Source organism: Pseudomonas folii (assembly GCF_014357575.1).
GTDB lineage: Bacteria > Pseudomonadota > Gammaproteobacteria > Pseudomonadales > Pseudomonadaceae > Aquipseudomonas > Aquipseudomonas folii.
The window spans coordinates 1-11,487 of the sequence record NZ_JACONW010000162.1; the positions used below are offsets into that span (position 1 = coordinate 1).

The following is an 11,487-nucleotide window of genomic DNA, read 5'->3' on the forward strand; positions in this document are numbered from 1 at the left end:
GTGGTGGGTCGATCACGTTTGAGGGTGTGAAGGATCTGCACCAGGAGAGTCACGAGAAGAGCAGCAACAGTTTGGCCTGGACCTCTATGTCGGGCAAAGGCAATACCGACGAGACCTTGCGCCAGACCCAGATGATTGCCAAGGGAGAGCTGGCAATCAGGGCCGTTGATGGCTTGAAAATTGACATCAAGGAAGTCAACAAACAAACGGTAAGCCAAACCATTGATGCCATGGTCAAGGCCGATCCTCAGTTGGCGTGGCTGAAGGAAGCCGAGAAGCGCGGGGATGTGGATTGGCGGCAAGTGAAAGAAATCCACGACTCCTTCAAATACAGCCAGGCTGGGTTGGGGGTCGCCGCGCAAATGGTTATAGCGATCGTAATGGCCGTATTCGTTGGTCCTGCGGCTATGGCGGCTCTTTCAGGTGCAGGAGCTGGAGCAGTGGTGGCTGCTGGGGGGGCGGCTGTCGCTTCCGGAGCGGCAACTAACGCTGCTACCAGTTTTATTAACAATGGGGGGGATTTAGGAGCTGTCTTCAAGGACGTAACGTCGAGTTCTGCGCTCAAAGGATATGTGGTCAGTGGTGTGACCGCTGGACTGACGGCTGGTGTCTTTGACGGGATAACGGCTACGAAAACAGACCCTTTGACGCTAAAAATCAGCATTGACCTCAGTAGTGCGGAAAACGTCGCTCGATTTGCTGCGAATCAGATGTTGCAAAATTCCACCTCTGCTGCTTTGAGCAAAGCATTGGGTATGGATGCCAGCATTGGTGGCGCTCTTACCACCTCTATCTTGAACACCTTGGCCGCAACGAGTTTCAACGCTGCTGGCGGCTTGAACTTGGTGGACGGCAGTGCCGGGAAGATTGCGCTGCACGCGCTGATCGGTGGCGCTTTAGCCGAAGCCGCTGGGAGCGATTTCATTGCTGGGGCAGTCGCGGCCGGAGTAAATGAAGCTATGGCCAAAGAGTTGCGGCGTGGCATTACGCAATTGGCCCCGGAACAGCGAGATTTGCTACTCACCTCTGCTTCGCAATTGGTAGGGTTATTCTCCGCAGCACTTGTTGGGGGTGATGCTAAAGAGATGGAGGCTGGAGCCTGGATTGCTAAAAACGCTACCCAGTACAACTTCCTAAACCATTACGAAATGGAGGACTTTGTAGGCGACATGCAGGCCTGCAAGACCGATGCTTGTTATCGGAACACTTGGACGGCACAGTACGGCGATAGCAATTACAACCAGCGAAGCCTAGACAACCTGAAGGATGCTTTGGAAACAGTTGGGCCCGCTCGCGCCGGAGCTCTCTTGGGAGAGATCCGAGGCGGCCTTGCTGCATTGGGAGAGCTGCAGTGTTCCTCTGCGGTATGTGATAACTATAAATTCACCTTGATCGATAGAGCGCTCACAGCTAGAGAGTCACTGGAGCAGACGTACCAAGAGGGTGGGGGCATCATTGGAGGTTTGCTATTAGGCCCGGTTGGTGCGATTGGCGGAGCGGTGCGTGGAGCAACAGCCGCAGAGACCAATAGTATTCAGAAGGCGTATACTTACTGGGCTGGTGTTCGAGGTGCAAAAGAGGCTGGAAGCTCTGCGACTAAGTTGAGTCAGGGAGAGCAGAAAGCGGTTGCTAGAATTGATAACATAATAAAAAACTTCAAAGATCATGATATCGAAGGTACATTGAAAGACATGGCTGGAGATCCAGTTCCTCGGAAGAATGGCGGTGGTTACTATGACCATTTGAACGAAATGCAGGAGCGGATAAGAGGGCTTACCAACCATGCAGAAACGCTTAAGAATGTAAGTAACCCAGAGGCGCAAGCGGCCCGACAGGCAGCTTTGGATACTTTAAAACGGATTTCTGACTCTCTAAATGGTGCAGGTATATGAAAAAGACATTTCGTCAAATAGATGAGAGTAATGGGTTTAAGTGGGAAGTTGAGCCTGATTCTGATGAGTCTGCGCTGGAGTCATGGCACAGGTCGATTCTGGACACTCCGATAAACGAGCTTGAGATCGGCGACCTTTGCAGATCGGTCAGGCAAGATATGTATACGTCGGAATTATTGCCTGTCGTGGTTCGCGAGTTGGATAAGGAAGTGCTGGTAGGATTTCTGGATGACGCCGAGTTGCTAAAAGGAACCTCAAAATTATCGGAGGCAGTCTGGGCGAAGAGTTTACTGGTGACGCAAAAAATGTTGAATATTCTGCGGCGAGATAAAGAGCTTATTGCTGCGGAGCCTCGCGCTGTCGAATATGCTCAGGCGCTAGAAAGGAAACTGCTGGCAGCGCTTAATGGTAAATGACACAAGTGCAAAAGCAACTGCGACCGTAATTGACACTGCTCCGATGGCCCAGCGGGTCATGAGGAAACGGGGTCAGACCACGATTGTTTTATTCGATCTTTAATAGTTTTGTTTTTTAAATGATTAGGTTGTGCTTAATCGTGCTCTGACCCCAGTTTCTCCCTGTCGAAGAGCAAAAAACTGACAAGGCAGGAAGATCATGTCAGCCAAGTGATTTCGGATCTGAACGCAGGTGGCAGCGTCGACTTGCAGGCAGGGCAAAACCTTACCGTTATCTCCAGCCAGATTACGGCAGGGCAGGAAGCTTATTTGGTTGCAGGCGAAAACCTGAACATTCTTGCTGCGCAGGACAGTTATTTCTCTCTGTACGACAAAAAGAAGAAGGGCTCGTTTGGCTAAGGTAAAAACCGGCGCGACGAAGTCACTGATGTAAAAAAACATCGGCAGCCAGATCACCACGGGTGGTGACCTCCTGCTGGTGAGTGGTGGCGATCAAAGGTATCAGGCCGCAAAGCTGGAGAGTGGCAAGGACCTGACGATTGATAGTGGTGGGTCGATCACGTTTGAGGGTGTGAAGGATCTGCACCAGGAGAGTCACGAGAAGAGCAACAGTGATGCGTTTTGGATGTCCTCATCAGGTAAGGGCAACACCGATGAAACCTTGCTCCAGACCCAAATGGTCGCTAAGGGTAATTTAGTGATTAAAGCCGTTGATGGTCTCCACATCGACGTCAAACAGGTCAACCAACAGACCGTCACTGAAACTATTGATGCGATGGTAAAGGCAGATCCGCAGCTGGCATGGTTGGAAGATGCTGAGGAGTAGAAACGGGGTCAGACCACGATTGTTCACGTGTCATGTATGCGTTCTTAAATATGTTGAAATGTTTAAGCGGCATCTAATCCCAAATGACTAGCTAGGCTGTAAGTCCAGCCATTGAATTAGGGGTTCTATGTCACGTCGCCTGAGAGTTGTAATGCCAAACGTCCCACTGCATGTTATTCAGCGCGGAAACGATCGAGTAGCATGTTTTTACTCAGAAAATGATTACCTTTTTTATCTGGAAAGTCTAACGGAGCTTGCCTGCAAATATGGTTGCAAAGTTCATGCTTTTTGCTTGATGACAAACCATGTTTATCTATTGTTATCCCCAGGTTGCATCGCTGGTGCAGGCTTGTTAATGAAGGGCTTAGGACAGCGTTACGTTCTATATGTCAATCGCACCTATCGTAGGACAGGTACGCTCTGGGAAGGTCGCTTTCGATCTTGTCTAGTTCAAGAAGATGGTTATGTATTGGCTTGCTATCGTTATATAGAGCTGAATCCGGTTAGGGCGAAGATGGTTGAACATCCCGCTGAATACAGGTGGAGTAGCTATAGGGTGAATGCGCAAAATGAGTCGTCAGCATTAATTACTCCGCACGCCAACTATTATTCATTGGGTGGTTCCGTTCGTGCTCGGTCGGAGAATTATCTGGAGCTTTTTAAGATGGATTTTGCTTCGGAACTAATAGATCAAATTAGGGCGTCCACAAATGGCAACTATGTCTTAGGTGGATCTAAGTTCGCATCTGACATTGGACTCGCGCTGGGCAGGAGAGTAACCTGTGGAGTCGCTGGCCGTCCCCAAAAGCAGACATAAAAACTTTTATTTTCTTAATCGTGGTCTGACCCCAATTTTCTTGGGGCGGCAAGTCGGAACGAGCGGACAAGCCTCGATTCAGATTGTGGTTCGCGATGGAACAACTCAAGTTATCAAGGCTTTGCCGAAATGAAACTCTGTCCTTTCTGTCTGCAAGATGTTGTTTGGCGTGTTCGGCTTAAAACTATCCCCGAGCATCGTTTCTTAATGTGCTTCGAATGCGATTCAGTATGGCTTGAAGATCAACCCGTTTCAGATCTGGTAGGAACGGTTTTTGACAAGCACATGCAATCACTTGGGCTCGCACCGGATTGGAAAGACATCGAGAAGATCGAATCGTTGGAGTGATCCTGCCCATCCAATGTTCAAGAAAGCGGGGGCAGAACACGAATGTTAATTTTATTCTTTACCAGTTTGGTTTTTCTGAAATGATTGGGGACTGAGCCCAATTCTCCAGAAAATATAAATAGACATGCAGCGCACTGACTTATAAATGCAGGACTCTAAAATGCCTAAGCGCTTTCTCATAGCCTTTTTGATGCTTTCATTGGCTGGTTGTGCTGCCAATCTCAAACGCGAATATCAGGATCAGCTCCGGAACTCGACAACGCTGATTGCATATTCATTTAAGCAAGCCATCCAGCAGGCCTCGTCCACACCGTTGCCTATCGGTTGGGAAGTCTTTCCCAAAAAGTGGGAGATTAGTGGTACTGATCCGCGTCTGGCCGTTGACCAAGAGCCCGGGAGCTATCGGGTATTCGACTTTCAACTGAAGAAGGGGCAAGCCTATATCATTCACCTCAAGTCGATGTGCAATAACATGTGCCTGTCGCTTCTCAACACCGCTTTGAAACCTAGGGTTGCAGTGGTTAATGCCCAAGGTGATTTGATTGCTGATCATTTGCTCGGAAAAACGGGGTCAGACCCCGATTGATTTCTTACAGAAAGGCCGCCATGCGCAAGCTGTTCCAATGTTATAAGTCAATTCAAGGCTAAGTATCCGAACATTACTGTCAATGTGGTCGATAATGGTGGTGTAATTCGTCCGACCAAAAAAGGAATCTGAGATGCTGCACGAAGAGCGTATTACTTATACAACCCTTAAGTCGTGGGCGCTGGACTGCTATTATGAAGGGTGTCGAGACCACGCGGTTATGAAGGGGTGGCCTCATGAACAGATCATGGGATACGTCGATTACCAATTTGAAGACGTCTTTGAGCGCCCAGTGGAGAGCTTCATGTGGCGAGTCATCCTGTTGGTTCTATCTGGCGGATGGCATGAAGACTGGTGTTCTCGTGCGCGTCAACTGATTGAAGATCAAATCATCAAAAACGGAATTGATAGCCTTTTGGCCGGAGTGCCTGCTGACGAATCAGACTTGTTTCGACATGACCTAAGAATTTTGAAACTGATCTGAAGGTGCAGAAGACATCCTTATAACTAAAACTTTCCATAGGTGGCTGGCAAAATCAGTCAGCGGAAATACGGGGTCAGACCCCCGATTGATTTATTGGTTCTTTAATAATTTGGTTGTTTTAAGTTGGTAGGCTTTACTTAATTGTGGCCTGGCCCCAATTTCCATTGGCTGTCCAAAAAAAGTAGACGTACAGTTTTTATTTTTTAATCGTGGTCTGACATCAATTTTCCCCGTTTTCTAGGGTTTAAATGTTGTGAGGATAAAGTGTGAGTGATGCTAATGTTATTGATTGTTGCTCTGTTTTGTTGGCTGACCTTGGGTTTGGAAATGAAACTCTAGAATCGCTAATTATGAAGTGGCGCTTTCTTGTTGGGCAGTGCCGTGAAGGATATGAGTGGGACTATTCGGAGTATAAAAATGAAATTAGAGCTAGGTGTCTGATAAATGAATTGCAGAATTGTCCTGGTATTTATGGCGCGATTGAACTGAAGGGTTTTTTTAACGATGTGGCTTTGCTGGATGAAGAGTTCAAGAGTTTGTTGCAGCCGGGTGTGGATGTGAATGAGGGGGGTAGTTGGTGGGAGAGGGGCGTTTTGTCGCGTGCTGGAGAAGAGTACCGCTGTTACATGGCCAATGCCCACCGAGTCTCGGTTGAGCGTATTAAGGATTAAAAAAATCGGGTCAGGACACGATTTGTTATTAACAATATGATAGTTGGGTTTATACAGTGATTAGGATATGCTTAATCGTGGTCTGCCCCCAGTTTCTTCATTACCTCGATTACTTCAAAGGGAAATAGCAATGAGTACCGAGAATTTAACACCTGAACTCGCATATCTTGCGATGTATGAATTTCTTGTCGAGTTGTATGAGCGAACAAAGTTAGATGGCTTGGGTTCCTTGTTGGGTTGTATGAGTTATCTTGCCGATGGTCAGACTGCCGATCCGGCAGTTTGGACGGATTGGATGCTCTGTGTGGCTAAAGTTCTAGCCGGGCAGGGTGATGCTCAACTGAACCTGACATGATTTGATCTGTACCTGCAATCCGCGTCTTTTGAGCAGTGAGAATTGCTCAACTCAATCGCGTTCTCAAGGCCATCACGTATCATTACCTCGACAAAGAGCTGGTAAACACGCGCGCTTACTTGCCGCAGCGGGAGCTGTCCCGAGGCACGCTTGAAGTGCTGGTCGTGGAAGGCAAGCTGGAAAGCCTCAAGGGCGAAGCGGGCAGTGGCCTGTCGGAGCGGGAACTGGCGATAGCGTTTCTTGGCCGGGAAGGGCAAGAGCTGAACCTGCGTGAGATCGAGCAGCTAAAATTCAGGTGCTTGATTCTTTGGCTGAGCCCGTAGTAATAAATGGGGCGTTGAAGCATTTAAGGGTGTGTGGAATGGTCACTCCATCTATAAGCAGCATTCTCGTTGTTCAGTCAATTACTTATTCGGATATTAATGCTGAGATAGTTTATGTCTTTTCGATTGATGGCGTTGAATGTGAGTTTTCTGGAAGGCTAAGGAATAATCTAGGCATAAAAGGAATTGAGTACAGTGAAGAGTTGGACGCTTTCTTGATGTTAATCATGCCGATAGATGCGAATGTATCAAAGAAGCTGCTTGCACTATCTTGGAATTATGTTGAAGGCGCAGCTTTAAATTTTCCAGTGATTCTTGTTTCGCCGTAGTTGGTTTATGGGGGGCTGGATCAACCCTCGGTTGTTTAATCTGCTCTTTAATAATTCGGTTTTTCTGAAATGATTGGTTTGTGCTTAACCGTGGTCTGACCCCGGTTTCTCTTCAATTTCTCTTAAACATACCGAGCTTGATATGCTTGCGTCGTCATGCAACCCTTTTTCCGCTAGCCAAAATTAATACCGCCCAGAGAATCAGAAATGGATTGTTCTTTCAAAAAAATAGCAGCCTGTATATGCCTCGTCGCCTCGCTGGCAGGGTGCGTCACCAAAGACCTGTCCAACGAAAACAGGCAACTCGTCAAATCCATCTGGATTGTCCCGATTGACATGTCTTTGGGGAAATTCACGTACAACAGCATGGATCAGGCCTGGGAAGCCGGACTGGGCGCGGGAGTGGGAGCCGCTTCAGGTATGGTGACTGGCTCCAAGATTTCACCAGCGGTATTGGCGGGAGCGAGTGCTGCTTCGGCGACGAATAACAGTAGGGTCAGTCCGGCTGAAGCGATCCGTCTCAATATGCAGCGCAACGATATCGATGTGGGCGTGATCCTTCGAGAGCGACTTGAGGCGCGGATAACGAAAGAAAAACTATTTATCATCACTCCGGATGCTGCCACAGCCGATGCAAAAATAGAGTTCATTGTGACGGAGTGGGGCGTGTCATTGAAAAACTTCAGTACCGAGCTGTACCCGACGATAGGTCTTTCTGCAGTCATGCGGCGTGGTGACGAACAGATCTGGCGTAACTTTGAGACCATCACGGCGCTCAGTGACGGCAATGATCTAGCGTTTACTCCCCAGCGGTACGCTACGGATCCAGAGGCATTGCGGACTGCTTTTGGTCATGCCGTTGATTTAATGGTCGACAAGCTGATGACTGATTTGAAGCAGTAATCAGGTCAGCTGATTGCGCAGACGTATTCATGAATGCTTTAGCATTCAAGCCTGCTTGGTATTGCTCTTTTTACCTTCAGGCTTGTTACGGCAGCAATACTCTAAGCGCGATGACTACATGACAGAACTCTCCAAGCCTGTAGGACTATTCCGAAATTTCGCTATATCGGACAGCGCTTGTTGCACCGCTCGCAGTCACCGAATAATCTCCGCCCGTCGTGTAACCAGCGACCGGTTTTGACAGGCCGCCCCAATCGAGGAGTAACAATCGCCAACCAGTGCGCTGACATTAAATCAGCAGGCTGCGCCATGGCGTCTCAATCTATTAGGGAGATCCCACATGATCAAATCCGCACCAAATTTCAGCCTCTTCACGGTAAAACCAGATGTCAGCGTTAATGACGCCCTGGTGCTCGCTTGCGAATACTTAACCTGCGCCGCAGCTACGGCTTACGAATCTGCAGATAACCACACGCCGGAGTTTCGGGCATTGGCGCGCTCGGTTGTGCATCAGTTGGAGGCGGCGCGTGCGCTGGTTGAGGCGTCGGTGATGGGGTTGGAGGGGCAGCGCAAGGCGATTTAGTGTGTCTTGGTAGGAGCGTTTTTCAATGGCGGTGGATGTGAGTCGTTAATTCACCTGATGCACCATAGCGCCCATATCGCGGGCAAGCCTCGCTCCCACAGGGAGTTTGAGTTTGCAGGGACATCCCACAGATGCATCTCAATATCAGTGAAAGGTCGTGGGACAGGCTTTAACCAAGCCAATAAAAAACCCGCTGTCACCATTAGGTGGCAGCGGGTTTTTACTGTCATCGATTACTTGCTGTCAGGCAGCGCGTAAGCGATCACGTAGTCACCGCGATCCGGCGACTGACGTCCACCGCCAGCAGTGATGACCACGTATTGCTTGCCGGTTTTGGGCGAAACAAAAGTCATCGGGCCGCCCTGGCTACCGACGGGCAGACGGGCTTTCCAGGCTTCTTCACCGTTGGCGGAATTGAAGGCGCGCAGGTAGTAGTCCTGAGTACCGGCGATGAAGATCAGTCCACCTTGGGTCGACAGGGTGCCGCCCAGTGTCGGCATGCCGATTGGCAGCGGCAGATGCATTTTGATGCCCAGTGGTCCGGTGTCTTCAACGGTGCCGACTGGCACTTGCCAGGCGACCTTCTGGGTCTTCATGTCGATCGCGGTCAGGGTGCCGAACGGCGGGGCCTGACACGGGATACCGGCAATCGACAGGAAGCGGTTTTTGTTCACGGCATACGGCGTGCCTTTGAGCGGCACTGCGCCCATGCCGGTGTTCAGTGCTTCGCCACCGGAAGAAGCCTTGGCGTCTTTCTGTTGCGGCACCATCTGGACCCACAGGCCCAGACGCATGTCGTTGACGAAGATGAAGCCGTGGACCGGGTCAGTCGAGAGGCTGCCCCAGTTCATGCCGCCCAGTGAGCCCGGGAAGGACAACGACTTGTCAGTGCCCGGCGCGGTGTACAGGCCTTCGTAGCGCATTTGCTTGAACGAGATACGGCACAGCATCTGATCAAACGGCGTCGCGCCCCACATGTCCGATTCGGTCATGCGCTTGGTGCCGATCTGCGGCATGCCGCTCGACAGGGGTTGAATCAGCGAGTACGGCTCGTTGGGGATGTTGCCAGCCTTGACCGCTACATCTTCAACTTTGGTTAACGGTTTGCCGGTAGCGCGGTCGAGTACAAAGATCTGACCGGCCTTGGTGCCGATCACCACGGCAGGCACTTTGCTGCCGTCGGCTTTGGTGAAGTCGATCAGGCTAGGCTGCATCGGCAGGTCGAAGTCCCACAGATCATTGTGGACAGTCTGGTAGACCCACTTCTCGTCGCCGGTAGTCGCGTTCAGCGCGAGAATCGAAGCGCCGTATTTGTGGTCCAGCGAGGTACGTTCAACGCCATAGATGTCGGTGGACGAGCTGCCCATCGGCAAGAAGATGGTGTTCATCGCCGGGTCGTAGGACATCGGTGCCCAGCTGTTTGGCGTACTGCGCACATAAGTGGCGTCGCCCGCTGGCGCCTTTTTGTCTTCCGGGTTGCCCGGATCGAACGCCCAGCGCATCGCGCCAGTGATCACGTCAAAACCACGGATCACGCCGCCTGGCATGTCGGCCTGAACGTTGTCAGCAACGCGACCGCCCACGACTACCGTGGAGCCAGCCATCAGCGGTGCGGACGACAGTTGATAGTAGGAGTCCGGCACGTTACCCAGGCCAGCCTTCAGATCAACCTGACCGTTGGTGCCGAAGCCCTGGCAGAACTCGCCAGTGTCAGCGTCCACGGCAATCAGGCGCGCGTCGATGGTGTTGGTCAGCAGACGACGCTGGCAGTTGGCGCCAGCGGGTACCGATACCGCAGTGGCGGGCGTGCTGCCGTCAACCGGCTGAGCCAGTGCGGCCGTCGAATCGAAATACGCCAGCCCACGGCAGCGCTGCCAGACCTTGCTCTGTGCGTTGATTTCGTTCTTCCACAGCTGTTTGCCGGTGTCGGCATCCAGTGCGATGACGTTGTTGTGCGGGGTGCAGATGAACACCTTGTCGCCGACTTGCAGCGGGGTCATCTGGTCTTCGGCACCGTTGCCGTCGCTGATCGCCACGTCGCCGGTCTGGTAAGTCCAGGCGGGCACCAGGCTGCCGACGTTGCTGCGGTTGATCTGGTCCAGCGCCGCGAAACGGCTTCCGCCTTCATCGTTACCGTAATGGGCCCAGTCTTTCTGCGCTTTGGCAGGGTCGACTTTGGTCAGGCCCGGGCCGTCACCGGTCGGGGAGACCGACGCGTGAGGAATGAACATGCCCCATACGCCGCCAACGATGGCCAGGGCCAGCAAGCCGCTCAGCGCGTAACCGCCGCGACCGCTCACAAGGCCATTGGCTTTGCGCAGTGTCGGATAGACCAGCGCAACCACGAGGCTCAATACGCCCAGTGCGAACAGGCGGGAGATTTGCGGCCAGAAGTTCAGACCGGCGTCAGCCAGGGCCCAGATGATGGACAGCACCATGACGACCGCGAACAGCCAGGCACCTGTCAGGCGCTGTTTGAAGAGCAGTACTGCCGATACGAGCATACCGAGACCGGCAAGCAGGAAGTACCAACTGCCGCCAACCGTGACGAGAAAGCCGCCCAGTCCTGTGAACAGTAATCCAAATACCAACACGCCGAGCGCCGCGACCCAGATGGGCCAGCGGCTGACGGATGCCGTAGGTTGAGACTTAGTCATGGTGCATGATCCTGATAACGCGTGAGCGTTTGTGTGAAAGGTTAAGCGTAGTGGAGGAAGCGGCCGGTGAAGCTGCTCCCGGGCAGTGGTCGCGACGAACTTTTCGGGCTCGACGTAGACGACACGGCTCAGTTCGATGGAACTCCGCAAACAATTAACTAACTGGTTACTTTTGCAACGATATCAAAAAAAGCCCTGCCTGCGACAAATTGTCATTCCGCGTTTAGGGAAAACACTGTTGCGGTATTGGTAATAATGGGTCAGTTGTTGCGGTTCTAATTTACCGTTGTCGGGATT

11 protein-coding genes and 3 pseudogenes are annotated in these 11,487 nt (G+C 51.4%); 13 read left to right on the plus strand and 1 reads right to left on the minus strand.

The window, feature by feature from the left end:
• The 13 genes and pseudogenes from H8S59_RS23080 to H8S59_RS23140 form a co-directional block, all read left to right on the plus strand.
• Window positions 1–1,892 (plus strand): DUF637 domain-containing protein (locus H8S59_RS23080; protein ID WP_187522920.1); only part of this gene is annotated, 1,892 nt, incomplete at its 5' end.
• Window positions 1,889–2,308: a contact-dependent growth inhibition system immunity protein gene (locus tag H8S59_RS23085; protein WP_187522921.1), complete on the plus strand. Its 420-nt coding sequence runs from the start codon at window positions 1,889–1,891 to the stop codon at window positions 2,306–2,308. The genes H8S59_RS23080 and H8S59_RS23085, both read left to right, overlap by 4 nt.
• A gap of 159 nt (window positions 2,309–2,467) precedes the next feature.
• Window positions 2,468–3,131 (plus strand): annotated as a pseudogene (locus H8S59_RS23090) (hemagglutinin repeat-containing protein); the annotation flags it as partial.
• 154 nt (window positions 3,132–3,285) lie between these two features.
• The gene (locus tag H8S59_RS23095; RefSeq protein WP_246475569.1) at window positions 3,286–3,951 is read left to right on the plus strand and encodes a transposase; all 666 of its coding nucleotides are present in this window, start codon (window positions 3,286–3,288) and stop codon (window positions 3,949–3,951) included.
• A 508-nt stretch (window positions 3,952–4,459) separates the two neighbouring features.
• Window positions 4,460–4,885 carry a hypothetical protein gene (locus H8S59_RS23100; RefSeq protein WP_187522923.1) on the plus strand — a complete coding sequence of 142 codons (426 nt, stop codon included), beginning with the start codon at window positions 4,460–4,462 and terminating at the stop codon, window positions 4,883–4,885.
• 15 nt (window positions 4,886–4,900) lie between these two features.
• A pseudogene (locus tag H8S59_RS27435) lies at window positions 4,901–5,017 on the plus strand (deaminase domain-containing protein); the annotation flags it as partial.
• Window position 5,018: 1 nt separating this feature from the next.
• Window positions 5,019–5,369 (plus strand): hypothetical protein, encoded by a 351-nt coding sequence (locus H8S59_RS23110; protein ID WP_214658437.1) that lies wholly within the window; start codon window positions 5,019–5,021, stop codon window positions 5,367–5,369.
• A gap of 266 nt (window positions 5,370–5,635) precedes the next feature.
• The gene (locus tag H8S59_RS23115; RefSeq protein ID WP_187522924.1) at window positions 5,636–6,040 is read left to right on the plus strand and encodes a hypothetical protein; all 405 of its coding nucleotides are present in this window, start codon (window positions 5,636–5,638) and stop codon (window positions 6,038–6,040) included.
• Window positions 6,041–6,170: 130 nt separating this feature from the next.
• Complete coding sequence (locus H8S59_RS23120) at window positions 6,171–6,395, plus strand: hypothetical protein (RefSeq protein WP_187522925.1); 225 nt, start codon at window positions 6,171–6,173, stop codon at window positions 6,393–6,395.
• 41 nt (window positions 6,396–6,436) lie between these two features.
• Window positions 6,437–6,682 (plus strand): annotated as a pseudogene (locus H8S59_RS23125) (POTRA domain-containing protein); the annotation flags it as partial.
• A gap of 74 nt (window positions 6,683–6,756) precedes the next feature.
• Window positions 6,757–7,047 carry a hypothetical protein gene (locus tag H8S59_RS23130; protein ID WP_187522927.1) on the plus strand — a complete coding sequence of 97 codons (291 nt, stop codon included), beginning with the start codon at window positions 6,757–6,759 and terminating at the stop codon, window positions 7,045–7,047.
• Between the two features lie 207 nt (window positions 7,048–7,254).
• Window positions 7,255–7,950: a hypothetical protein gene (locus H8S59_RS23135; protein WP_187522928.1), complete on the plus strand. Its 696-nt coding sequence runs from the start codon at window positions 7,255–7,257 to the stop codon at window positions 7,948–7,950.
• 340 nt (window positions 7,951–8,290) lie between these two features.
• Entirely contained in the window at window positions 8,291–8,533 is a 243-nt protein-coding gene (locus H8S59_RS23140; RefSeq protein ID WP_095102120.1) for a DUF6124 family protein, read from the plus strand.
• A gap of 233 nt (window positions 8,534–8,766) precedes the next feature.
• On the opposite strand, the gene H8S59_RS23145 is transcribed toward H8S59_RS23140, so the two are convergent.
• The gene (locus H8S59_RS23145) at window positions 8,767–11,190 is read right to left on the minus strand and encodes a glucose/quinate/shikimate family membrane-bound PQQ-dependent dehydrogenase (protein ID WP_187522929.1); all 2,424 of its coding nucleotides are present in this window, start codon (window positions 11,188–11,190) and stop codon (window positions 8,767–8,769) included.
• Window positions 11,191–11,487: the final 297 nt, after the last annotated feature.

Excerpts from the sequence above, each read along its gene's own strand:
- H8S59_RS23130 (WP_187522927.1), top strand. The coding sequence starts at position 6,757 with ATGGTCACTCCATCTATAAGCAGCATTCTCGTTGTTCAGTCAATTACT.
- H8S59_RS23140 (WP_095102120.1), top strand. The coding sequence starts at position 8,291 with ATGATCAAATCCGCACCAAATTTCAGCCTCTTCACGGTAAAACCAGAT.
- H8S59_RS23120 (WP_187522925.1), top strand. The coding sequence starts at position 6,171 with ATGAGTACCGAGAATTTAACACCTGAACTCGCATATCTTGCGATGTAT.
- H8S59_RS23110 (WP_214658437.1), top strand. The coding sequence starts at position 5,019 with ATGCTGCACGAAGAGCGTATTACTTATACAACCCTTAAGTCGTGGGCG.
- H8S59_RS23145 (WP_187522929.1), bottom strand. The coding sequence starts at position 11,190 with ATGACTAAGTCTCAACCTACGGCATCCGTCAGCCGCTGGCCCATCTGG.
- H8S59_RS23095 (WP_246475569.1), top strand. The coding sequence starts at position 3,286 with ATGCCAAACGTCCCACTGCATGTTATTCAGCGCGGAAACGATCGAGTA.
- H8S59_RS23085 (WP_187522921.1), top strand. The coding sequence starts at position 1,889 with ATGAAAAAGACATTTCGTCAAATAGATGAGAGTAATGGGTTTAAGTGG.
- H8S59_RS23100 (WP_187522923.1), top strand. The coding sequence starts at position 4,460 with ATGCCTAAGCGCTTTCTCATAGCCTTTTTGATGCTTTCATTGGCTGGT.
- H8S59_RS23135 (WP_187522928.1), top strand. The coding sequence starts at position 7,255 with ATGGATTGTTCTTTCAAAAAAATAGCAGCCTGTATATGCCTCGTCGCC.